Raw genomic sequence first — 23,861 nt, forward strand, 5'->3', positions numbered from 1 at the left:
CTCATGCTCCCAGGAAGGCGGGAGCAGGGTGCGAAGGATCAGGGCGCCCGTTCCTAACCTCCGCAGGAACGCCTCTCCGCTGCCACCGCAATGCTGGCGCAGGAATATCGCGCGCGCATGATCGTTTCAAGCCTCGGTGCGATCATTTCACGTCAGCGTTGCGATTGTCCACACCACCGCCACGATCAACGCGATCCCCGCCACATCGAGCAGCGCACCCGCCTTGACCATCGCGCCGATCCGGATGCGCCCGGTCGCCCATGCGATCGCATTGGGGCCGGTGCCTGCAGGCAGCATGAAGCCCCAGCTTGCCGCGAGCGCCGCGGGCAGCGCCAGCAGCACCGGGTCCGCCCCCAGCGCCACCACCAGCGCCGCGACGACGGGCACGATGCCCGTGGCGGTCGCGACATTGCTGGCAAATTCGGTGACCACGATCACCAGCGCCACCACCGCAAGCGCGACGAGCACCAGCGGCCAGTCGGCGAGCGGCAGCAGCGCCTGCCCCGTCCACGCCGCCAGCCCCGAGGCCTGCATCCCCGCCGCGAGCGCAAGGCCGCCGCCGAACATGAAGATCACGCTCCACGGCGCGCGGTCGGCCTCCTGCCAGATCAGCAGCGGTCGCCCCGTGCCGTCGGGCACCAGGAACAGCGCCAGCGACGCGATCACCGCGATCGTTCCGTCGGTCCACGATCCGGCGGGTAGCAGCGGCGCGACGAGGGGCTGCGTCACCCACGCGAGGAAGGTCAGCGCGAACAGCGGTACCAGCCGCTTTTCGGGCGCGGACCAGCGCGCGTGGGTCGCAATCGCGGCGCGCGCGGCGTCGATGTCGAAGGGGTGCGCGGCAACGTTCTGCACCCGCGCGACGATCCACGCGGCGAGCGGGATGCTGAAAGCCACCAGCGGGACGCCGTAAAGCGACCACTGCACAAAGGTGATCCGCACGCCGGCGATCGTGTCGAGCAGCCCCACCGCAATCGCATTGGTGGGCGAGCCGACGATCGTGCCCAGCCCGCCGATGCTCGCGGCAAAGGCGATCCCCATCGGCAGCGCCCCATAAATACCGTCCTGCCGAAATCCCTCGCCATCGGAGCGGTCGCCGCCGCCGCCGCCATCGAGCACCGCGAGCGCCATCGGCATCATGATCAGCGCGGTCGAGGTGTTGGAGATGAACATCGACAATAGCGCCGCGGCAATCATGAAGCCGAGCAGCAGCCGCACCGGCCCGCCCGACGTCCCCACCATGCGCAGGATGGCGAGGCTCAACCGGCGGTGCAACCCGGTGCGCTCGATCGCGAGCGCGATGAACGCGCCGCCCAGCAGCAGGAACAGGATCGGCGAATAATAGGTCGCAGCCGTCGCCTCGGCGGTGGCAACGCCCACCAGCGGCAGCACCACGAAGGGCAGCAGCGCGGTCACGGCAAGCGGCACCGCCTCGGTCATCCACCACGCCGCCATCCACACGGTCAGCCCCGCAACCGCCCATGCGCCCCACGCCATCCCGGCAGGCGGCGCGGCGATCAGCGTCGCGGCAAAGACAAGCGGCCCCAAGGCAAGCCCGATCCGGCGCGGTGTCATGTCTGGCGGTGTTCCCCTCCGGCGCGCTGTTCGGGCGCCTTGTTCTTCGCAAAGGGCCTATCAGCCGCAGCCGCCACGGCGCAAGAGCGCGGGGCGCACGAAGGGGGGATGCAATCCGGACGGAGGCCGGGGCGGGGACCAACATAGCCGCCCGTCCGGATCGCAAGCGCGGTTATAGCGGACCTGCGCGCCGATGTGTCGCCCGCCATCGGACGGTGTAACGCGCTGATCCGGCCCACATGTCGTTCGTCGCGACCAAAGCAAAAGGGCGAAGCTGCGCATCCGCGGCTCCGCCCTTCGGGTATGTCTGCCGGGCCGTGCCGCTTACTTGGGCGACAGCACCATCAGCATCTGGCGGCCTTCGAGCCGCGGGAAGGCTTCGACCTTGGCATATTCGGCCACGTCGTCCTGCACCTTCTTGAGCAGGTCCATGCCGAGATGCTGGTGCGCCATTTCGCGTCCGCGGAAGCGCAGCGTGATCTTGACCTTGTCGCCGTTGCCGATGAACTTGGCGACGTTGCGCATCTTCACGTCATAATCATGCGTGTCGATGTTGGGCCGCATCTTCACTTCCTTGATGTCCTGGGTCTTCTGCGTCTTGCGCGCCAGATTGGCCTTCTTCTGCGCTTCAAAGCGGAATTTTCCGACATCGAGATATTTGCACACCGGCGGGTCCGCACTCGGGGACACTTCGACGAGGTTCAGGCCCTTCTCGTTGGCCTGCTCGATCGCTTCGCGGGTGAACATCACGCCGAGGTTCTCGCCTTCATCGTCGATGACGCGGACCTTGGGGACGTTGATCATGTTATCAAATCGAGGGCCGCTTTTTACAGGCGGGGCCAACGAGCGCCGGGGTGGACGTGATATAGGGTATTCTCCTGTGGTGGCTTCGTGTTGGCGGCTATGTAGTGCGAAACGGAGCGAAGCGCTAGGTGGAGTCTTTAAAGGGCGCAGTTTGGCCGGAGCACCGGGATTCTTACTGGGGTCCACCTATCCAATATGAATTGTGCATGTCGGTTCAACGATTTCAAGGAACTAACAGCGTGTTCATCGGTTAGGCAACGAGGGTGACGAAAGGGATTTCCGCCACCCCGCCAAGCCAGCTTGGAGCTGACAGCCTTGGGGGAAGCGATATGAGTTTTTTCCACGCCGCGGGCCGCAAGAATCATCAGAAGACTTCGTCGGCATCGAAGCTGTGTCCAGAAACGGCGGGGGTCATACCCACTGCAAGTAACCGCCTCGGCCTTGGGGCCAATGATGGTATTGCCGACGATTTCATCACGCTCGCCGAAAATTGGCAGGGTCCCGACGGAGAGCCGATACTTCCAAAACAATCGTCCATTCCGCCCGATCTTGCGCTCGATGCACTTACGGGCCAGATCTCCGCCGGACAGATGCGGCAATTGGGATTGACGCTGTTAAAGCTCGCAGACGCAATAGGCGACAACCGGGGTGCCGGCGAACTTCATTCGAGCTCTAATTGGCTAACCAAAGAGGGCAGGATCGAGCGGGATTCGCTGCGGTTGGCGCAGGTGGCAGCAGCGATGAGAGCGACCGCGCATCGACGCAGACGCCATCTGGCGGCTGAATGGTTTGGCGAACCGGCCTGGGAGATGCTGCTTGAATTGTTCATCCAGTTCGCTGGCGGAGCGCGAGTATCCACCAAAAGCCTCGCAATCGCCTCGGGCGCGCCCGATACCACCGCCTTGCGGATAATGGACCGGCTAGAGGCCGCATCATTGATCGAGCGCGAACCTTCGCAGACAGACAAGCGTGTGACACTGGTGAGCCTGACGCGCGAGGGCGTGATCGCGGTGGGCTCCGCGCTGATGGACGCCGAGGTCTAGGCCGCCGCCTGCCACAGCGGAAAGCGCGCGATGCGCCCAGCGGCGGGCATGAGCGCCTCGATCCGGCGCGCAGGTTGCAGCGCGCCGAGGATTTCGGGATGGCCTGCATCGAGCCCGCCGGTCAGCGTGCCGAACGCGGGGAGGATCATCCGCTCCGCCCCGCTGGCGCTGCGGCCCATCACTGCACAGGGCCGTGCGATGTGGCGATTGCGCACGTTGACGCGCAGCTTGGGGTGAAAGTGCCCCGACATTTCGGGCGCGGTCTCGCCGCGGCGCGCTTCGTGGCGCAGGATCACCCCGCCTACTTCAAGCTCGGGCACGATCGTCCCGCCGAAACCCTTGGGCAGCGCCTCGTCGTGGTTGCCGGTGATCCACACCCAGTCGAGCGAACGGGTGAGCGCTTCGAGCATCCCGGTGCAATGCGCATCCAGCCTGTGCGCGCCCGCATCATCATGGAAATTGTCGCCCAGCGTGATGATGCGCCGCGCGCCCGTTGCCTTGACTGCCTGTGCCAGCCGCTCGAGCGTGTCGCGGCTGTCATAGGGCGGCAGCATCGACCCGCGCTGCGCAAACCAGCTGGCTTTCTCAAGATGCAGATCGGCAACCAGCAGCGCGCGTTCGGCCGGCCAGTAGAGCGCGCGCGCGGGGCCAAGCGCCATTTCGTGCCCGGCAAAGGCGAAAGATGCGAACATAGCGGGAACCATGCCGGTTCCCTGCCGCCAAACCGGGCGCTTGGCAACCATCTTGAAATGCCGGGCCCATCTTGTGCGGGGCGCCCCAGGCCCTATGGTGCGCGCCAATCTGACGGATGGGGATGTATGACCGACTGGACACCTTACACGATGCGCGCGCGCGCGTGGTTCGAAGACCTGCGCAACCAGATCTGCGCCGAATTCGAGGCGATCGAGCGCGAGGCGGGTTCGGATGCGGCGTTCCGGTACACCCAATGGAACCGTGAAGAAGAGGGCAATCCCGATCCCGGCGGCGGCACGCAGGGGTTGATGAAGGGCAAGGTGTTCGAAAAGGTCGGGGTCAATATCTCCACCGTGCGCGGCAGCTTCGCCAAGGAATTTGCAGGCTCGATCAACGGGGCGAGCGCGGAGGCACCGGGCTTTGTCGCCACCGGGATCAGCCTCGTCGCGCACATGACCAACCCACATGTGCCCGCGGTCCACATGAACACGCGCTTCCTCACCACCACCAAGGCGTGGTTCGGCGGCGGGGCGGACCTGAACCCGCCGCTGCCCTATGCCGAGGACACGCACGCCTTCCATAACGCGATGCGCGCGGCCTGCGATCCGCACGGCGCAGATTATTACGACCGCTATTCGAAGTGGGCGGAGGAATATTTCTACATCCCGCACCGCAAGGTTGGGCGCGGGGTGGGGGGGCTGTTCTGCGACCATCTGGAATGCACCGACGATGCCAGCTGGGAAGCGAACTTCGCCTTCATTCAGGACATCGGCAGGCAGTTCCTCGCATCCTTCCCGGCGATCGTGAGGAAGCGGATGCACACGCCCTTCGATGCCGCCGACGAGGCGCAGATGTTCGAATACCGCGGCCGCTATGCCGAGTTCAACCTCGTCTATGACCGCGGCACGATCTTTGGGCTGAAGACCGGCGGCAATATCGACGCGATTTTGATGAGCCTGCCGCCCAGAGCCACCTGGTCATAAGCGCGCCACCTGGTCGCGAGCCGGTTCAGGGGGCGGCGGTGTCGGGGAGCGGGGCATAGACCCGCACCCAGTCGACATACATCGCCACCTTGCCCGCCTTGATCTGGTCGACCGTCGCCTGCGGCACGCCGTTGTATGGCTTGGCGATGCCGCCGGTCTTGAACGGATAGGCCCCGCCCAGCGCGAAATTGAGGATCAGGTGCTTGGGATTGTCGAAGCGCCAATTGCCGTAATTCTCGACCATCGGCCGGGTGACGCGGTAGGTCAGCCGCCCGTCGACTTCGAACAGCAGCGCGTCCCTGGTCCATTCGACCGCATAGGTGTGCCAATCGGTCGCATCGGTGCCGGGGTCGAAGGTGAACTTGTTCACCAGCGGGGTTTCGCCCGAATAGCCCGGCCCGTGGAGCGCGACCCCGATCCAGTCCTTTTCGCCGACATATTCCATGATGTCGATCTCGCCCGTGTCGGGCCACGCGCCGCCGCCCAGCATCCAGAACGCGGGCCACACCCCTTCGGCATCGGGCATTTTGATCCGCGCCTCGATCCGGCCATAGGTGAATTCGGCCTTGCCCGCAGAATGGATTCGGCCCGCGATGAAATCGGCCTTGCGGTCCTTGCGGGTATCGACCCCGGGGCGATAGACCGGGCGCAGCACCAGCGCGCCGTCCTCGGCGCCGTCGACGCGGGCGAACTGGATCGTGTCGGGGCTGTCGACGTAGGCCTGCTGTTCGTTGTTCACCCAGAAATCCATGCCGACCACATTCCACTTGGCCCGGTCGAGCACGCCGCCGTCGAATTCGTCGGCAAAGACGACCGCGCGCTCGGGTGGGAGAGGGGGCGCCGCTGATTGCGGGGCGGGGGGCTGGGCCGAGGCACAGCCACCGGCAAGCAGCAAGGCGGCGGCAATCGCGGGGCGGGTGATCGCAAGGCGCATGGTCAAAATCCCTCTCGGCAGTTTTGAGAACGTTAGCAGAGTGTGACGGTCACGCCAGCCCGGCGCTGCCGAAACGTGCCGCAGGTGCAGATGCCGCTTGCCCGCAGGCTGCCGGGGCCACATATTCTCACCCATGCTGCGCCAGTACGAACTTGTCGAAAAGGTCCTCGATTACGATCCGGATGCCGATGAGGCGATGCTCAACCGCGCCTATGTCTACACCGTCCAGAAGCACGGCACGCAAAAGCGCGCGAGCGGCGACCCCTATTTCAGCCACCCGGTCGAAGTCGCGGGGCTGATGACCGACCTGAAACTCGATCAGGCGACGATCATCACCGCGCTGCTGCACGACACGGTCGAGGATACGCTCGCCACGATCGACGATATCGAGGCCCATTTCGGCCCCGAGGTGGCGCGACTGGTCGACGGGGTCACCAAGCTGTCCAAGATCGAGGCCATGCCCGAGAACGAGCGGGCGGCCGAAAACCTGCGCAAGTTCCTGCTCGCGATGTCGGAAGATATCCGCGTGCTGCTGGTCAAGCTTGCCGACCGGCTGCACAACATGCGCACGCTCCACTTCATCAAGAAGCCCGAAAAGCGGCTGCGGATCGCGCGCGAGACGATGGATATCTACGCCCCGCTGGCAGAGCGCGTGGGCATGTATGAATACATGCACGAGATGCAGGCGCTGGCCTTCCGCGAGCTCGAACCCGAAGCCCACGCCACGATCACCGCGCGGCTGGAACAATTGCGCTCGCAGGATGGCGGGCAGGTCGACGACATCGCGCTGAAGATCAAGCAGCGGCTGGCCGAAGCGGGCCTCAAGGTCGAGGTCTACGGCCGCGAAAAGCACCCCTATTCGATCTGGCACAAGATGTCCGAACGCCATGTCAGCTTCGAACAGGTGACCGACATCATGGCCTTCCGCGTGATCGCAGAGACCGAGGAGGACTGCTACCGCGCGCTCGGCATCCTCCACACCACCTGGCAGTTCCTGCAAGGCAAGTTCAAGGATTACATCTCCACGCCCAAATCGAACGGCTATCGTTCCTTGCACACCGCGCTGTTGTTCGAAAATTCGATGCGGGTCGAAGTGCAGGTGCGGACGCGTGAAATGCACCGCACCAACGAATTCGGTCTCGCGGCGCACTGGGCCTACAAGCAGGGCGACAAGCCCGATGGCGAAGTAGGCTGGCTGCGCGATCTCATCGAAATCGTCGATGCCAGCCACGATGCCGAGGAACTGCTCGAACACACGCGCATGGCGATCTATCAGGATCGCATCTTCGCCTTCACCCCCAAGGGCGCGCTGTTCCAGTTGCCCAAGGGCGCGACTGCGGTCGATTTCGCCTTTGCGGTGCACACCAATCTGGGCCTCCAGACCGCGGGCGTGAAGATCAACGGGCGGCACATGCCGCTGCGCACCCCGCTGGCGAACGGCGACGTGGTCGAGATCATCAAGAACCCGCACGCATCCCCGCTTCTCTCGTGGCTCGCCTTTGTCGTCACCGGCAAGGCGCGCGCGGCGATCCGCCGCGCGGTGCGGATGAAGGAACGCGACGAGGTTGCCGCGATCGGCGCCAAGCTGTTCGACGAGATCGCCGCGCGCGTTCCGGCCCGGATCGGCAAGAAAGCGATCCGCGAAGCGGCCGAGCGGCTCGGGATGGAGGAGCCCGACGACCTGATGTACGCGATCGGCGCAGCCAAGATCGACGACCGCGAGGTGATGGAAGCGCTCGTCCCCGGCTGCACCGCCGACCTTGCCGAGGACGAGCAGTGGGAGCGACGCGAACGCGCAATCTCGATCCGCGGCCTCACCCCCGGGGTCGCCTTCGAGCTTGCAACGTGCTGCCATCCGGTGCCGGGCGACCGCATCGTCGGCATCCGCCGCAAGGGCGAACCGGTGCTGGTGCACGCGATCGACTGCCTCGAACTGGCCAGCGGGGTCGATACCGACTGGATCGATCTTGCCTGGGGCAAGCAGTCGAGCGGTGCGACGGGCAAGCTGTCGGTGACGATCTACGACCGGCTGGGGACGCTCGCGGAAATGGCGGGGATCTTTGCGCAGAACAAGGCGAACATCATCACGCTGATGCAGGCGCATATCGACCCGCCCTTCGTCACCTATGATGTCGAGGTCGAGGTCGAAAACGTCGCGCATTTGAACCGCATCGTCTCCGCGCTGCGCGCCAGCGACGCGGTGGCGCAGGCGGAACGGCAGTAGCGTGGCGGTTGTCGGGCTCGATCATGTCCAGCTTGCCATTCCGGCAGGCGGGGAAGACCGCGCGCGCGAATTCTACGCCGGGCTGCTCGGGATGACCGAAGTGCCCAAGCCTTCCAACCTGTCGCCCAGTGGCTGCTGGTTCGCCGGTAAATCGGCGATGCTGCATATTGGTGTCGATCCCGATTTCCGTGCCGCTGCCAAGGCGCACCCGGCATTTCTGGTCGATGACCTTGCCAGTTTGCGCAGCCGGCTGGAAGCCGATGGCTATCCGATCCGCGAAGACAAGCCGGTCGAAGGCTATGCCCGGTTCTTCACCCAAGACCCCTTCGGCAACCGGATCGAACTGATGGAGCGGCTCTAGCCCGCCTCAGCCGCCCGCCGCACCGGCACGCGGATATTGCAGACATCTGCGCCGCCTGCAGGCGCGATAAAGAACGGATCGCGGCGGTTGGCGATCGCATTGGCATAGGCCGCGAAGGTTGTGCTGTCGGTTGAAAGGTATTCGAACCGCGGTTGCTCAGCCTTCGGCAGGTCGCTGGCCACCCTTACACTGACAATCGGGGTGCGCTTGGCGGCCTCTGCGGCGGTGTAGAACCCCAGATCGCCCGATCCGCGCGGCAGTGATGAGAGGTGCTGCATCCCCTCGATCACCCGGCCCACCAGCGCGATGTTGCGATCAAGATGGCGCGGGGCATGGCCGATCACGGTATAAAGTTCCGCGCCCGATCCGGTGTCAGGGGAATAGTTCCGGCCGACGCCGACCATGCCGTAGCAGTGGGTGGGCCAAAGGCTCTCCTGTCCCACGCCCACGGGCCATCCTTTCTCGAAAGTCGCGCCGGGGGCATAGCTGTCTTTCTGAATGAGCACCATCGGAGGCAAAGGAACTGCGATGCCAATAGCGGGCTTCCCGGCGCGTGTCAGTTCTGTCGCAGATGCTAGGGTTCGCGTGTTGGCAGCATCAACAGCGACGCGCCGCTTGGCGAGTTCCAAATTCCTTTGAGCAAAGGCCCTAAACGGCTCGCCCGCAGTAAGGTACTCCGCCTCCCCCATCACCTTCAGCCCCTCGGGCAAGGGCTTCACCTGACCCGTCGCTTCCGGGTTGTCGTAATTGGGGTCGCCCCACTGGGTGACGTAATTGTCCTGCACCCGGTTCACCGAAATGCCGTCATACCACTTGGCGCGCGCGAACAGGCGGATGTTGTGGACCCAGCCTTCAGAGAAAGGCGCGGGCATTAGCTGGATCACCACGGTGCGCGGTCTGCCCTCGGCGTCCGGCGCGAGGGTCATGACCAGCAGGTCTTCCGCCGGGATCGCGGTCCAGTCCGCGGCCGGGGCAGCGGCGACGATCTCGGACGGGGCGGGGTGGGCAAGCTTTGCGGCCTCCTCAGCCGCAAGCGGGAACGTCAGCGCGAGTGCCGCCGATGCGGCGAGGATGGCCTTGATCATGCGCCCTGTCTGCCACGCCCGCCGCGCTGCCGCCAGCGTGGTTTTTGCGCACCGATGGCGGGGCTTTCCTACAAATCGGTCGTTGGCTTAGAATGGGGCACAGGCTGATCGGCAGGCGGTGCGCTGTGCCGCTGCGTGAAACATCGGTTGCCGCGCCGAAAACCCGCGCACTTCTGCCGAAAATCACGTGTGAAACCTACAACCCGGCGCGTGTTTCAGGCGCTTTCAGACCCCTTCCAGACCCCCTTTAGCCTCTTTCAGACCCCCGCCTGACCCCCCGCAAACCTGCGCCAGACCCCTGTTTGACGGCCTTCGTCCCGCAGTTTTGCGGGGGGGCAGACGCGGCGCTGCTGTAGGGACGCGTCCCAAGCAAGACGGCTGCCGCGCCGCGCTGCGCAAAAGGCGCGGACAAATCGCACCCATGCCGCGCCGCGCCGCCTTGCGAAGCCGGGCATTCGCCGCTATCGGCCCACGCTTGCCTCACAACGCACCCGCATCGCCGCCTTGCCGCAGCGATCCGGCCGCGCCGCCGGGGGCATCGGAGCAGTGGCCGAGTGGTCGAAGGCGCACGCCTGGAAAGTGTGTATACGTCAAAAGCGTATCGAGGGTTCGAATCCCTCCTGCTCCGCCACCGACCCCTCCAAGCCAGTCCAAAATTCACCAGAGATCCTTGCTGGCCCTTTACAATACAGGGCTTTGCCGTCCAATCCGCTCCAACCCAATTCAACCTTAGCCAGATGCATATCGGGGTAGATTGGGGACATGGAACTCTAGCGGTTGGGGGTATCGGATGCTTACGGACAAGGCGGTTCGCGCCGCAACAGCCAAGGACAAGGCTTACAAGGTGTCCGATAGCGGCGGGCTCTTCCTGCATGTCTCGCCGAAGAATCACAAATCGTGGCGCTTCAAATACCGGAGCGAGGGCAAGGAACAGCTTCTTACCTTGGGCACCTATCCAGACGTTTCGCTCGCCGAGGCGCGTGAGAAGCGCAACGATGCTCGCAAGCTGCTGCGAGAGGGCCGCGACCCACGAGTTTCTGCCAAGCGGGCAAAGCTGGTAGGCGATAGCGGCACCTTCCAAGCCTTTGAACAAGCAGCCCGAGAATGGCACGCGGTCCAGAAGCCGAGGTGGAAACCGGTTCACGCCGATGATGTGATCACCAGCCTTGAGCGGGACATCTTTCCGCATCTGGGCACTATGCCGATGGGCGCGATCGATAAGCCGCTGCTGCTTTCGGTGCTGAAGAAGATCGAGGCACGCGGGTCGATCGAGACCGCCCGCCGGGTCAAACAGCGGGTTGCTGCCATCTATCGCTACGTGAACGCGCATGGCGCTGGGCTCGAGAACCCCGCAAACGATATCAACGATGCGCTCGCGCCACTGCCGCCCTCAAAGCGCTATCCCGCTTTGCTGGAGGTTGAGGCAATCAGGCGGATGCTCGGCGACATCGACCGGGCGGGTGCGTCACCTGTGACTCGGCTCGCGGGCCGGTTTCTTGCGCTCACAGCCCAGCGCCCTGGCATGGTCCGCCATATGGAATGGCGCGAGATCAGCGGTGTCGACTGGGGCAATCCCGTGGCGGATGTCAGCGAGGCGCTCTGGACGGTGCCTGCCGGCAAGATCAAGCAGGAGCTGCACCTGCGCAGCGACGAGGCGTTTGACCACAAGATCCCCTTGTCGCAGCAGGCCGTCGAGACATTGCGGGCAGTTCGCCTTCTGACCGGCAAGGTCCCATTCGTGTTCCCTAATGCACGTGCGGGCACTGTGGCGATGACCGAGAATGCGATCGGTTACCTTTACAACCGCGAGGGCTATAAGGGGCGCCATGTACCGCATGGCTGGCGTTCGAGCTTTTCGACCATCATGAACGAGCAGGCCGAACGTGAATTGGGCACTGACCTGCGACTGCTTGGCGACCGGTTGATCATCGATCTGATGTTAGCTCACGCGCCCGCGGGCATGAGCGCAACCGAGCTGCGATATAACCGCGCACGCTATATTGATCGGCGGCGTGAACTTGCGCAACGTTGGGCCGATATGATCATGGAAGGCGCACTATCACCTCTCGAAGTTATTGACAGCCCGAGGCGCAAGCCCCGCTAGCGCTTCGGCCATCGGCCTTGGGCTGCTTTCTCTTCGACCCAAGCGATCACTGCGCTCTTACGCCAGACGGCCCGACCGCCGAGTAGGATTTTGTCGGGGAACCCGTCTTCCTTGATTTTGGTGTAGATCGAACTACGCTTGAGCTTAACCAATGCCTCGACCTGTGGGCGCGTAAGATATTCGTCGCCGGCCCTTAAGGCCTGCGACAGGGACGGGGGCACAACAGCAGCGGCCTCTTCTCCATTTGGATCGATCATAGGCTTCACGCGCCGTGCGGCGATCGCCCGAGCCGCCCGCAGTCGTGGGTTTATTACTTCTTCCAGTTCCCGGTCGCTGAGCGGCCCGGGGGATTTAAGGCCAGCAAGCCATTCCTCGAATTCCTTCGCATCCACGAATATCCGGTGGGTCGCCGGGGCATCGGCATCTGCCCATTCGGTCGCGTTGAACACGCCGATGGCAAAGCGCGGCAACGGATCATCTATCTCCCAATGTGCAGCCGGGATCGCCGTTAGCTCGCCCCCGCCTAGAGGCCGAGCGGAGGAGGAAAGTCTTCCGTTTACGAACTGCATGGTCAGGAAAATCGCGTCCTCTCGGACTAGATGGCGACATACATCGTTTTCGCCCTCATCCGCCGGAGCGGAAAAAATATCCGTGAGTTCATTCGGCTCGAATCCCGCCTGACAACGCACAAGGTCACCGAACGCCGAGACGAGAGTGCGTCTTCCTGCCGAGACGATCGGGTCACCGCCGCCGTAGGGGGACCAAGGTTCGATTGGCGCAGTCATAGCATATTCCTTACTGCACGGTTTTGCGCAGCTCCTCGTAAAGCTGACCTGGGCCCAATAGCACATCGCGCAGGCCCTCCCGCACCTTCGCTGAGCTCAAGGCTTGGCGGCTCATTGTCTCGTGCGCGGTCATGGCATCGATAATGGCGTTGACCAGTTCCTCTGCGAGCGTGGGAGAATTGGCGAACTGTGTCTTGCTGTTGTTCATGGCTTGCGCCCGTAGCTCCTCAGATTCAAGCAGCTTGCCCTTGATGACGTTGTTTACGTAGATCAGTTGATCCCCATCGGTAAGCTCGCCCTCGAACAGGTCGTTCACCTTGGCGATGATCTCGGCGAGCAACGCCTTTTCCTTTTCTTGGACAGCTCCCGACCCCACCCCGGTGATGGCCGGGAGATGGACCGGATCTTTGTTCAGGTGCAATTGGCGCGCGCCCTGATCCTTCAAGCTGTGGTGGGTCAGCTTGACGCCAGATAGATCGACGGTTTCGCGCTCCCGCCCAAACTGGAGCAGCGGGACCAACCGCTTGAAGAACAGGTAACGCTTCTCGATCTCGGTGCTGCCATAATCGAAGATCTGCGACAGGAAGGCGTAGATGCGAATGAACGCCGCCATATCGCCGCGCGCCTGCAGCAGCGCATCCATCTCCTCCTTGGCATCGCCCGCCGCCGTCATATCCTTGCGTTCGGAGGCTGCCTCGTGACGATCGCGCGCATTGTTGAAAAGCGTGAGCATGCGCTGGGCGATCGGCTCAATCGCCGCAACGAGTTGGCCTTGCGTGGCAATGGGGTCGAGTTCGACCGCCACAAGCCGATCCACTTCGAACTGGTCATAGTAGCCTTGGCTATCCAGCTTCTGGCGCAGGTCATAGACCAGATTGGGATCGGTCGCCGCCTCGATCTCGGCGGTTTCGTAATACTGCCGGAACGCCGCGATGACTTCCTCGGAGCTGTTCACGAAATCGAGGATGTAGGTCGTGTCCTTGCCGGGGTGGGCGCGGTTGAGGCGCGATAGCGTCTGGACCGCCTGGATACCGGCAAGGCGGCGATCAATATACATCCCGCACAGCAGAGGCTGATCGAAGCCGGTCTGGAACTTGTTGGCCACCAGCAGCAGCTTGCAATCATCGTCGGTGAAGGCAGCGCGGATGTCGCGCCCGTTCAAGCCGGGATTAAGTCTGGCACTGGCCTCGGTGAAGGTTTCGCCCTTGTTATCCGGGTCATTCACCTCGCCGGAGAAGGCCACAAGCGTCCGCATGCGATAGCCCTGCGACTTGATGTAGTTCTCTACGGCGATCTGCCAGCGCACAGCTTCCAGACGGCTTCCCAACACAACCATCGCCTTGGCCTGGCCATCGAGCAGGGGAGCTACATTTTCGCGGAAGTGCTCGACCACGATCTGCACCTTCTGCGCGATGTTGTAGGGGTGGAGGCGCACCCAGCGCATGATGCCTTTGACGGCGGTGCTGCGCTCGACCTCTAGCTCATCCCACGCTTCGGACTCGCTCGCCAGTTTAAACGCCAGACTGTAGGGGGTGTAGTTCTTCAGGATATCGAGGATGAAGCCTTCCTCAATCGCCTGCCGCATCGAATAGACGTGGAAGGGCGCTGGCTTATTGGTCTCGCCTGCTGGTGTGTGCGGGTTGGGTCGACGCCCGAACAGTTCCATGGTCTTGGTCTTGGGCGTTGCGGTGAAGGCGACATAGGTCACGACATCTTCGGCGGCACGCGCCGACATCTGGGCTGCGAGAATATCCTCGGCGCTCACTTCCCCGCCATCGCCAAGGTCCGCGACCTCTTCAGGCGACAGGACCGCCTTGAGCTTGGAGGCTGTCACGCCTGCCTGGCTGCTGTGCGCCTCGTCCGCGATCACGGCGAACTTCTTGCCATCGGTCGCCGCCCGTTCGCGGACTGCTTCCAGCGCGAAGGGGAAGGTTTGCATGGTGCAGACAATGATTTTCTTGCCCGCATCAAGCGCATCGGCGAGCGCAGCGCTCTTGCTGCCGCTGTCGCTGGTAACGGTCGCCACCACGCCCTTAGTCCGCTCGAATTCGAACAGCGCTTCCTGAAGCTGGGCGTCGATGACATTGCGGTCAGAGACCACGATCACGCTGGAAAACAGCTTCTTGTCGTTCTCGTCGTGAAGGTCGGCGAGGAAGTGGGCGGTCCAGGCAATTGAATTAGTCTTCCCTGATCCGGCGCTGTGCTGGATCAGGAACCGACCGCCAGCGCCCTCAATGCGCACCTGTTGCCGCAACTTCCGCGTGGCATCTAGCTGGTGATAGCGCGGGAAGATCACCGTGCTGATCTGCTTCTTCTTGTCGCGTCGGGCGATCATGTAACGGCCGATAAGCTCCAGCCAGCTGTCACGCTGCCAGACCTCTTCCCACAGATAGGCCGTTGCATGGCCGGTCTGGCTCACCGGATTGCCAGCGCCGCCGTCATTGCCCTGGTTGAAGGGCAGGAAGCGCGTCTTGCCGCCCTCCAGCTTGGTGGTCATCATCACTTCGCGGTTCGACACCGCAAAGTGCACCAAAGCTCCGCGCGCGAAGGTCAGCAGGGGTTCGTTCTTGGGGTTCCGGTTGAACTTGTATTGGTCGATCGCATCGCCGATGCTCTGGGTGAAATCGGTCTTCAGCTCGGCGGTGGCGACAGGAATGCCATTCAGGAACAGCCCCAGATCGATGCTGTTCTCGTTCGAGCGAGAATAGCGCAGCTGCCGGATCACCCGCACCCGGTTTGCCTGATACCGCGAGATGATCTCCGGGTTCATGCCCGATGCCGGGGCAAACTGGGCAAGGCTGACCAGCCCGCGAACACCGATCAGCTCCAACCCATGGCGCAGGACATCGAGTGTACCACGATCATCCAACTGCTTGCGCAGGCGGTCGCCTAGCACGTCGAGCGCCGCTGCCCCATGCGCCTTCTCCAGCGACTCCCATACCTTGGGCTGCGTGTCTTTCAGCCACTCACGCAGGTCTTCCGGAAACAGCGCCCGCCCGCGATCATAGCGCGCGGCTGCCCCATCTTCATAAATCCAGCCTGCCGCACCAAGGTGCCCGCAGATCTCGTTTTCGAAGCTGATTTCCCTGTGCAGGCTCATGCTGGTTAGCCCTTGATCGTCAGGCGTTGGAGATAGGGCGCGATCGCATTGTGCAGCCCGTCACACGTCGCCAGCAGCTCCTGATGGATGTGATCCCAGTCTTCCTCTGGCGATTGCCAACCTCCGGGGCAGGGCGCGGCTATCCGGCAAGCGCGGGAGTTTTCGAGGCGCTGCCAGCGCAGCTCGCCGCCGAACGCTGTTTCGATCTGCTCGCGCTGGGCGAACAGCTGATCGAAGATCGCCAGATTGTCGTCGTCGGCGCCTCTCCCACGGTCGATGTAAATCTCTGCTTGGCAGTCCTGCTTCCTGACGGAGAGGTTGAGGCCGATCCCGCGCACGCCAGCCGATGTTCCAATCCATGAATAAATGCCCGGCGTTATGTGCCCATGGTGCGTCGCATCGGGGCGGGCGACCAGTTCCGACCAGAACTGCATCCTCTGGTCGTGACGCTCCGTGCGCTCCCGGCGCTCCGCTTGCCGCTTCACGCCGATACGAGTCTGGAAGCTTGCCGTTTCGGGCAGCGGTATAAGTTGCTGCACATCCAGCAGCACGCGGCCATCGGCGAGCCTGTAGGGCTGAAGCCGCACACAGCGGACGTCGATGTTGCGGTCACGCAGCCACAGAACCGTGGTGGTCAGCTCCCGGCTGAAATTCGCCGAGGCGAGAATGATCCGCGTATCCTGACCGAACTGGTCTTCGTTCGGGCTATCCCAGCCGAGGAATTGCAGGACCCCGGTCAGAGCATCGTCATGATCCGGCTGCCCGGGGTTCAGGTAGCGGGCATAGGTCTCGACCAGCTGTTCGAAGGTCATGGCGGAGATCATCGCCGCATAGCGCAGCGCCTGAAGCTCCATGTGGCCGCCATCCTCGGTTCGCTTCAATTCGACGACGACGAGGTTGGCATCGGTGTCGATGCACAGCAGGTCGATCCGCCGCGAGCTGTCCACCCAGTCGCCGAACTCTTCGGCGATGACCATCAGGCCGGGGTCGAGCACGCTGATGTTGGCCTTCAACAACTGCTGGATGTGTCGCCGCTCATGGATGTTTTCGGCGCTGAAGCTGGTCGCCGATACCGGCACCAGCTCGTTCTCGGTCAGCGCATAGATCGGCATCAGTGTTTCCCCTTCAGCCCCAGCTGCGCAAAAGCGGCGGCCACATCCGGCTTCATGGTGAAGCGGCTTGTGGCATTGTCGAAGTCGGCCAGAATGCCGGTGTAGAATTTGCCGTTCGGCGTCGTCGCCTTGGGCGGTTGGCCGAGATAGACCCCGCGATTGGCGCACATGGTGCCGAAGTGCAGGTGCCAGCTCATGCCTTTCCAGCCGATCTTCTCGGTCAGTTCCCCGGATGTCGAGTGCGGGTTGTCCAGCAGAACCTGGATCAGCTTTTGCTCGGTGTCGGTCATCGGCTCGGCCTTGAATGCCTTGATGACCCGTGCCGCCGGTTCCATGCCCGCCACTTCGGCGATCAGCTCTGCGTGCTCGGTGGCCTCCATCTCGGCGAGAGCAGACAGGAACTGCTGCGCTTCGGCTGCCTTCTTGGGATCGGCGCTTTCCGATTGTTCAATGGCGTTGAGACGCATTTGCTTGCGCTGTTCGGGCGTTCTGCGCGGCAGACCCTCTATGATCTTCTCCACGTCCATTACTTTTCGAACTCCTGTCCGCCAGTGCTCATGGTATAGGCGAAGTGTAGGTAGGGCAGGCGCAGGATGCTGCGATCGGTGGGAGCCTGCGCCATAGACATGCCGCGGCACATCAGCGATACGCCGCCTGTCCGTTCGAGGCAGAGCGCATCCGCTGAATTGAAGAAGGGTTCGCCGCTTTCGCGCCATACAATGGCTGTGGCGCCTTCGGGGAGGGCACCGATGGGTTGCACGGTGTAGAGGCCGCAGAAGGTGTAGAACAGCGTGAGGAATGCGCCGGTGCCGAGCAGCCACCATTTGGCGCTGCCGCCTTTGATGACGGTTGCTTCGAGGCTAGTTTCGCCGCTTTCCGCAGTCATACAGCCTCTAGTTCGGCGGTGGCAGGGGCATCGACCAGCCCGCGCACGTAGATCTTGCCGGTGACGGCGGCGGAGATCAGCGCCGCGCGGCGCTCTTGCAGGAGGGTGATGGCGGCTTGGCAGCTGTCTAGAAGATCTTCCGATGCTTCCTTGCCGCTCAGAATGGAGTCTACGATGCGCTGCTGCTCTTCGACTGGCGGGTGCGGTATTACCAATGCCTCGATGTCGGGCATGTAGATGGTCTTGTGGGTCGAGCCGATCATCAAGCTTGCGAACACTGATGACATCGAGCGAAGGCAGAACAGCAGATAGGCGGGGAGCAACTCGTCACCACAGATCCAAGCCGCGAAATCCTGTGACACCGCCATGTCATCGGCCATGATCCCGCTGAAGCCCACCGATGCTGTGCGGGAAAGAAAGACTGTGTCCTTGGGCAGCAACCGCGCCGAGGAGTTCGCCAGACCGAGCGAGCTGATCTTCACCGCAGTCGTGTGAAGGTAGGTCGTCCTTCCGTCGCGTAGTTGCTTCACGTCCCCCGTCGTCACCCACGGGATCTTGCATTCCTGCTCCACCCAGTATTCCGGCCTGGATCTGCTCGGGGTGTGTCCGCTTTCCAGCGTGGCCATCTTTTTGATTGGGCGGACACTCCAGTGCGCCGGGATCTCGCCGAGCCATTCGATGCCGCTGTCCTTCATGGGGGCGTGGGGGTTGAGGCCCTTGGTGACGGCGTGAGAGATGACTGCCTGGCGCTTTTCCTTGAGCAGCGCGATCAAGCGCTCCTGTTCGGCCACCAGCGCGTCGATCTTGGCCGTCTCCCGGTCGAGGAGGGCGGCGATGGCGGCTTGTTCATCGAGGCTGGGAAACATCACTGGCAGCGACGACAGGTGATCAGGATCAACGTCCCACTGGTTGATCCGAATACCCTTTGAGATCGTCATATACCCAGCAGCATAGGGCGGCGATCGGAGGAGGTAGTGTAGGAACGGTGGGTGGAACTCGCGTCTTGGCGAGAACACGAAGTATGCCGGGCTGACGATGCCGCGATGGGATGAGATGCCAAGCGAGCCCTGCCATGCCTTCATCTTGTTCATGGCGAGGTCGCCGGGTTCGACAAGCTGATAGGTGGACAGGTCGTCGGAGGCGTTGTTGAAGTTGTCGTCTCGGTCGGACTTCCGAATGACGCCGTAGTCCCGGTAGACCGATAGCAATTCCTCGCCCGCGAACCCAGTGCGCTTTGTCCTGCGGAAGAGCGCGCCGAACGGGATGGAAGCCCACCCGCTTGGGATTTGCCCGAGCCACTGCGCCCCGCTATCCTTGTATTCAGGGTAGGCGGGAAAGCTCACGCCGCCAGCTCCTTGAGCATCCCCTGAATGCGCGCAGTCACCTCGGCGAGGTCAGAATCGATCTCGGCCAGCGGGCGCGGTGGCTCGAAGACATAGAAATGCCGGTTGAAGGGGATTTCATAGCCGATCTTGGTCTTGTCGTGATCGATCCATGCGTCCGGCGCGTGGGGCTTCACCTCGCGCTCGAAATAGGCGGCAACATCCTCCGACAGCGGTACGTTCTCGGTATCCCGCAAAGCGCTGTCCGCCTGCGGCTTGCCCTTGGCCTTGCCGCGCTGGCCGAGCACGATCTTGCCCGCCTCATCGCGCAAGGGCCGCTCCACCGTGATGGTGCGATAGCCAAAGCTCTTGTTGTCGAAGATCCGGGAGAGCGGGGCGATCCTGACCTTGCCGCCCTCCGGTGCCGTTGGCAGTGTTTCCCCGGCGCGCACCACATGGCGGGCGATCTCCTTGCCGCTCGCATCCAGCACCGTTGCCAGTTCCGCCTCGACAAAGGCCCCGAACAGCTGCGTGACCTCGGCGATCTGATCGTCGCTCATCTGCTTGCGCTTGGAGCCCAAGGACTTGCGCATCTTCTGCCAGAAGCTGCTGGCGTCGATCAGCTGCACCTTGCCAGAGCGTGCGGCGGGTTTCTTGTTGGACAGCACCCAGACATAGGTGGCGATGCCGGTGTTGTAGAACATGTCGGTGGGCAGGGCGATGATCGCCTCGACCAGATCGTTCTCCAGCACATAGCGGCGGATCTCGCTCTCCCCGCTGCCCGCCCCGCCTGTGAACAGGGGCGAGCCGTTGAGGACGATGCCGAAGCGGCAGCCACCCTCGGCATGGGGGCGCATCTTCGACAGCAGGTGCATGAGGAACAGCAGCGAGCCATCCGAAACACGTGGCAAGCCAGGGCCGAAGCGACCGGCGTGCCCGAGCCGCTGGTGCTCATCCTGCACCTCCTTCTGCACCTTCTTCCATTCCACACCGAAGGGCGGGTTGGAGAGCATATAGTCGAAGGTCTGCGCCGGGTGCCCGTCATCCGACAGGGTGTTGCCCTGCACAATACGGGCGATGTCCTGCCCCTTGATGAGCATGTCCGCCTTGCAGATGGCGTAGGATTCGGGGTTCAGCTCCTGCCCCGACATCGTGAGCTGCGCCTTGGGATTGTGCTCGTGCAGGTATTCGCCCGCGATCGACAGCATGCCGCCGGTGCCTGCCGTGGGGTCGTAGATCGAGCGCACGACGCTGGGCTTGGACAGCACATCATCATCCTCGACGAAGATGAGGTTGACCATCAGCCGGATCACTTCACGAGGGGTGAAATGCTCCCCGGCGGTTTCGTTCGAGATTTCGGCGAACTTGCGGATCAGCTCCTCAAACACGAGGCCCATCTGGTTGTTGTCGACCCGATCCGGGTGGAGGTCGATCCCCGCAAAGCGTTCGGTTACTTGGTAGAGCAGGCCATTCTTGGCAAGGCGATCAATCTGGGCGGCGAACTCGAACTGCTCGAAGATGTCGCGCACCTCGGGCGAGAAGCCCTGAATGTAACTGAGCAGATTGGTGGCAATGTTGTCTTGATCACCGATCAGCTTGACAAGATCGAGCGGGCTGCGGTTGAAGAATGTGGTGCCCGATGCCCGCGTGAGCATGGGATCGGGGAGGTTCTTGCCCGCGGCTTCGACCACGGCAGGCTTGGTAGGAGCAAGCACGCAATCAAGCCGCCGGAGCACCGTGAAGGGCAGGATAACTCGCCCGTATTCCGATTGCCTGTAATCCCCACGCAGCAGATCTGCGACGGACCAGATGAATGCCGAAAGCGATTGATGGTTCACGATATTTCCCTTGCTCGAGGCAGTTAGTGCCGCAGCCAGCGAACCGGGGCAAGGGCGGAATGGGACGCCAGCGCGCGTCTGCGATCAAGAATAGACCAGCAGACCGTCTCTTGCCGCGGTGGGAACAATCTGGTGCGACGCCGGCACATCCCCCCCCCGAGAGAGCAGTAGACGTCGATCACGAAGGTAACGTAGATAATTCATGCCCGAGTATGGACGCACGCGAAATCGACCACCCGCCGATCGTTCGGCCAAATAAAGCGGAACCTACGTTTACCTCGTATGCAGAACGAAGCGCCTTAAAGTGCCTTCAGTGGTGATTGACGCCTCGCTCGGCTAAACGTGTCCCAAACTTTTGCACGCACCAGCCACTCTACGGTGCGCTTGGTGGATGGAAGCCATCGTAGTTGCTGGACGCTATGCCAATTACCTTGCCGTTGCCTCGCTTGCTGGGCACGGGAAAGGGCTTGTAACCCATCTTTTTGCGAGCCGATTGGCAAAGGCTTCGACTGACCCCGGAGCGCCTACCGTAGACTACACCCTGAGGTTCGGGGTTCCGAATACCAAATCGGCCTGCGTGCTCCGGATTGATTCCTTTGAGCATATATCGACGGACAGCAAGGGAAGATCTGACCTTTTGTATATCGACGCAACCCTTCGGTGATTGATGATGATTTTTTGAAGATTTTCTTTGAAGCTTTGCTTTGTCATCGAGACTTGTTACCCACCTAGGAACTAGGTCGCAGAATTCCTCATAAAGCTCTTCTGGTATATGAACTACCCAATGCACGTGAAGTCCTTCCCTTACATATTTATAAGAGGGAATAATCTTACGTCCGATCTTCTCGCTTCTAGTGCGAAGCCAACGGCAAAACCTTTCGTTTCTAAGCTTGTCAAAATTATCGATACCGCTTTCGCTCAATGAGTAATTTATGGTCACAAAGACATTCAGGGCGATTCCAGTGCTGATGTTAGCTTTTGGCTGACGCCATCGAGAGAGATCTGTTCCGATGATTTCACATACACGCGATCCGTGGTGGAGATTGCGAGCCGCATGCAACGATATGTATTCATTAGCTCGCTTCGCTTTCTGGGGATGCTTCATCTTCATTTCTAAACCTACCCTTGGGCATTTGTTCTTGGCTTCGGACTTGTGTGCTAGTAGGATTTGCGAGCTGCAGCACCAAGCGACCAGATAGACAAAAAAGTAACTTGTCTTATTATGGAGCAGTTTTTTGATGTAAGGAAGGCTATCGAAAAGATCTAAACCGGATTGTTCATCAATTATTTTTTCAACCGGATGTGCGTAGATGCTTTGAGCAATTGCTTAAAAAATTTGAGCAATTGCTCGTTTTATGCCTCGTCTCCAGCGACGCGTGGTTTGCATGACGGTGTCAGAAACTTCGTCATAGATGATTTTTCTCTTCACTAAAGGTCGGCTGGATCCGCAATGATATTCTTGGTTAAAAGGCGCTGATTTTACCCAAGTGCGGCCGTCTTGAGTGGAAGCAAAAATGGATGGTCATCCTCGGGTTTTTTGATTTGATGAAATGCTAGACCTCTATTTGGCCCATGTGGTCAAAGGCCCTAAGACGGCCATTTGTTGTTTCTTGAGTCTCCATCCTAAAACATAAAAACTTTTGCAATAACGCCAAAGTTCGCAGTGTTTGAAACCAAAGGAGACACCAAAATGAAACCACGAAAAAACGGTGCAGCTGCACGAATCAGGCGTCATCGAAGTCGGATCGAACGCGAATTTCAGCAAGGTCGTCACAAGAATGAGGTCAGGAAAGATCTGATCAAAGAAGGCGCGATCCCTCCGATAAGTGCATCGCACTTCAACAATGTCGTTTCGGAATTTGAATTCGAAACCCCGTCATTCACAGCCCTACCGAATGACGCACCACCTGCCGACGTCGCATCAATGGTCGGCCAGCCAGTCGGGCAGGCCCCTGCTGGCGTTGAGCCAAGCTTGCCGCCGACTGTTCCGAAGACGCAATCAGCGACCAAGCGCTATTTCGACACACCGGCTGCCGATGATCGCTTCGACGCCGAATTGAATGGAGGCGTAAAATGACCACCAAGGAGCATAAGCAACGAATGCGGTGTGTGGTAGCGCCGCTCACGAACGCCGGTGGGGAAGGGAAGACCTGGGTGTCGATGATGATCCAGTCGATTTTCCAGTTGCTCCACGAACCAATCGTCGTGGCGGACGCCGATCAAGGAAACAGAGCAGCGCGGGTTGTCCTAGGGAAGGTTCACCTGATCGACATTTCCGAAGATTCTGAGGCGAGCGCGGCGAAGTTGATGGCGCAAGTTGAAGGCGGGCAATCCCTCCTCATTGATTGCGGCGCGAATGCACTTGCCAGCTCCGTCAACTTCAACAACATGTTGGCAGAGACAGCCGAGACATTACGCGGCGATGGTTACGAGGCCTATGGTCTATGCGTGGTCTCGGCCAACAAGCCGGGAGCAGCGGCTGCACTGAAACGCCTCGTGACCCGCTTCACTCCATACTTTAAATTGCTCTGGGTCTTCAACGACCGTGACGGTTCAAATCGCGTTCCGGAAGGCTTTGTCGCTGACATCACGGTGCGGAACCTCGATCCGGGTTTCGTCACCTTGGTTCATGATGCCGGTGGGTTCACGCCAATTGTGCTTCACGGCGTTGATGGCCACCAGCATAGCAGCGATTACATCAGCGCATACCTTTGGTCTTTTGCGGATCAAGAAGGGATCAGAAAGCTATTTGGTGACGCTCAGATCAACAGCTTGAGCGCCCTGTTAAACCGGACTGTCAAACGGGTCGACCCCATGCGGATCGAAAGACCACTCGCCGATGAAGAATATCTCGAGACCGTTTGGAAAGCCAAACATCTACGCGCGATCTGGCCCACCCTTGGTGATGTGGATGCGATGATGCGAGCGCTCGAAGATTTCAAGAAGACCCATATCAGATAGCCTACCGAATTCCCATGAGGGGCCGAAAGGCCCCTCTTTTTTTGCCGCTCT

The 23,861-nt window shown here is 61.5% G+C and carries 20 protein-coding genes and 1 tRNA gene; 8 read left to right on the forward strand and 13 right to left on the reverse strand.

From position 1 onward, the window contains the following. Positions 1-147: 147 nt before the first annotated feature. Together A9D12_RS07910 and infC are read right to left on the reverse strand one after the other, a co-directional pair. Positions 148-1,575: an SLC13 family permease gene (locus A9D12_RS07910; RefSeq protein ID WP_068350793.1), complete on the reverse strand. Its 1,428-nt coding sequence runs from the start codon at positions 1,573-1,575 to the stop codon at positions 148-150. Between the two features lie 324 nt (positions 1,576-1,899). Further along, on the reverse strand, positions 1,900-2,379 hold the full coding sequence (gene infC, locus A9D12_RS07915; RefSeq protein ID WP_068350794.1) for a translation initiation factor IF-3: 480 nt from the start codon (positions 2,377-2,379) through the stop codon (positions 1,900-1,902). 329 nt (positions 2,380-2,708) lie between these two features. Here infC and A9D12_RS07920 point away from each other — a divergent pair, with 329 nt between their 5' ends. Next, positions 2,709-3,422, forward strand: coding sequence for a helix-turn-helix domain-containing protein (locus A9D12_RS07920; RefSeq protein WP_068350795.1), 714 nt, complete (start codon positions 2,709-2,711; stop codon positions 3,420-3,422). On the opposite strand, the gene pdeM is transcribed toward A9D12_RS07920, so the two are convergent. Beyond that, entirely contained in the window at positions 3,419-4,114 is a 696-nt protein-coding gene (pdeM, locus tag A9D12_RS07925; RefSeq protein ID WP_231889573.1) for a ligase-associated DNA damage response endonuclease PdeM, read from the reverse strand. The two genes, A9D12_RS07920 and pdeM, sit on opposite strands and share 4 nt — an antisense overlap. A gap of 126 nt (positions 4,115-4,240) precedes the next feature. Between pdeM and hemF the strand changes: the two genes are divergently transcribed. After that, complete coding sequence (hemF, locus tag A9D12_RS07930; protein WP_068350796.1) at positions 4,241-5,098, forward strand: oxygen-dependent coproporphyrinogen oxidase; 858 nt, start codon at positions 4,241-4,243, stop codon at positions 5,096-5,098. 25 nt (positions 5,099-5,123) lie between these two features. Here hemF and A9D12_RS07935 read toward each other — a convergent pair whose 3' ends face one another. Continuing rightward, the gene (locus A9D12_RS07935; protein ID WP_068350797.1) at positions 5,124-6,032 is read right to left on the reverse strand and encodes a glycoside hydrolase family 16 protein; all 909 of its coding nucleotides are present in this window, start codon (positions 6,030-6,032) and stop codon (positions 5,124-5,126) included. Between the two features lie 133 nt (positions 6,033-6,165). Here A9D12_RS07935 and A9D12_RS07940 point away from each other — a divergent pair, with 133 nt between their 5' ends. Both A9D12_RS07940 and A9D12_RS07945 read left to right on the forward strand, forming a co-directional pair. After that, the gene (locus tag A9D12_RS07940) at positions 6,166-8,256 is read left to right on the forward strand and encodes a RelA/SpoT family protein (protein ID WP_068350798.1); all 2,091 of its coding nucleotides are present in this window, start codon (positions 6,166-6,168) and stop codon (positions 8,254-8,256) included. A gap of 1 nt (position 8,257) precedes the next feature. Beyond that, positions 8,258-8,617 (forward strand): VOC family protein, encoded by a 360-nt coding sequence (locus tag A9D12_RS07945; protein WP_068350799.1) that lies wholly within the window; start codon positions 8,258-8,260, stop codon positions 8,615-8,617. Here the strand turns inward: A9D12_RS07945 and A9D12_RS07950 are convergent. Continuing rightward, entirely contained in the window at positions 8,614-9,702 is a 1,089-nt protein-coding gene (locus A9D12_RS07950) for a peptidylprolyl isomerase (protein ID WP_068350800.1), read from the reverse strand. The two genes, A9D12_RS07945 and A9D12_RS07950, sit on opposite strands and share 4 nt — an antisense overlap. Before the next feature lie 540 nt (positions 9,703-10,242). On the opposite strand from A9D12_RS07950, the gene A9D12_RS07955 reads away from it, so the two are divergent. Together A9D12_RS07955 and A9D12_RS07960 are read left to right on the forward strand one after the other, a co-directional pair. Beyond that, positions 10,243-10,333 (forward strand) — tRNA-Ser (locus A9D12_RS07955). A 159-nt stretch (positions 10,334-10,492) separates the two neighbouring features. Next, entirely contained in the window at positions 10,493-11,806 is a 1,314-nt protein-coding gene (locus A9D12_RS07960) for a tyrosine-type recombinase/integrase (RefSeq protein WP_068350801.1), read from the forward strand. On the opposite strand, the gene A9D12_RS14885 is transcribed toward A9D12_RS07960, so the two are convergent. From A9D12_RS14885 to A9D12_RS14685, 8 genes are all read right to left on the reverse strand, one after another. After that, complete coding sequence (locus tag A9D12_RS14885; RefSeq protein ID WP_068350802.1) at positions 11,803-12,591, reverse strand: helix-turn-helix transcriptional regulator; 789 nt, start codon at positions 12,589-12,591, stop codon at positions 11,803-11,805. The two genes, A9D12_RS07960 and A9D12_RS14885, sit on opposite strands and share 4 nt — an antisense overlap. 10 nt (positions 12,592-12,601) lie before the next feature. Continuing rightward, positions 12,602-15,691 (reverse strand): type I restriction endonuclease subunit R, encoded by a 3,090-nt coding sequence (locus A9D12_RS07970; RefSeq protein ID WP_068350803.1) that lies wholly within the window; start codon positions 15,689-15,691, stop codon positions 12,602-12,604. Positions 15,692-15,696: 5 nt separating this feature from the next. Continuing rightward, positions 15,697-16,803: a DUF4268 domain-containing protein gene (locus A9D12_RS07975; protein ID WP_068350804.1), complete on the reverse strand. Its 1,107-nt coding sequence runs from the start codon at positions 16,801-16,803 to the stop codon at positions 15,697-15,699. Next, a complete protein-coding gene (locus A9D12_RS07980; RefSeq protein WP_068350805.1) occupies positions 16,803-17,330 on the reverse strand; it encodes a hypothetical protein in 528 nt (175 codons plus the stop codon). Before A9D12_RS07980 ends, A9D12_RS07975 begins: the two co-directional genes overlap by 1 nt. Continuing rightward, positions 17,330-17,689 (reverse strand): hypothetical protein, encoded by a 360-nt coding sequence (locus A9D12_RS07985; protein ID WP_082925462.1) that lies wholly within the window; start codon positions 17,687-17,689, stop codon positions 17,330-17,332. Before A9D12_RS07985 ends, A9D12_RS07980 begins: the two co-directional genes overlap by 1 nt. Then, entirely contained in the window at positions 17,686-19,032 is a 1,347-nt protein-coding gene (locus tag A9D12_RS14680; RefSeq protein ID WP_156522835.1) for a restriction endonuclease subunit S, read from the reverse strand. The genes A9D12_RS07985 and A9D12_RS14680 overlap by 4 nt, the downstream gene beginning before the upstream one ends. Next, positions 19,029-20,849: a type I restriction-modification system subunit M gene (locus tag A9D12_RS07995; RefSeq protein WP_068350806.1), complete on the reverse strand. Its 1,821-nt coding sequence runs from the start codon at positions 20,847-20,849 to the stop codon at positions 19,029-19,031. Before A9D12_RS07995 ends, A9D12_RS14680 begins: the two co-directional genes overlap by 4 nt. Before the next feature lie 373 nt (positions 20,850-21,222). Next, complete coding sequence (locus tag A9D12_RS14685; protein ID WP_156522836.1) at positions 21,223-21,960, reverse strand: hypothetical protein; 738 nt, start codon at positions 21,958-21,960, stop codon at positions 21,223-21,225. Positions 21,961-22,512: 552 nt separating this feature from the next. Here A9D12_RS14685 and A9D12_RS14690 point away from each other — a divergent pair. Continuing rightward, on the forward strand, positions 22,513-22,926 hold the full coding sequence (locus A9D12_RS14690) for a hypothetical protein (RefSeq protein ID WP_156522837.1): 414 nt from the start codon (positions 22,513-22,515) through the stop codon (positions 22,924-22,926). After that, entirely contained in the window at positions 22,923-23,810 is an 888-nt protein-coding gene (locus tag A9D12_RS08000) for a hypothetical protein (RefSeq protein ID WP_068350807.1), read from the forward strand. The genes A9D12_RS14690 and A9D12_RS08000 overlap by 4 nt, the downstream gene beginning before the upstream one ends. The last annotated feature ends 51 nt before the right edge of the window (positions 23,811-23,861 follow it).

Source organism: Erythrobacter neustonensis, from assembly GCF_001663175.1.
Classification (GTDB): domain Bacteria; phylum Pseudomonadota; class Alphaproteobacteria; order Sphingomonadales; family Sphingomonadaceae; genus Erythrobacter; species Erythrobacter neustonensis.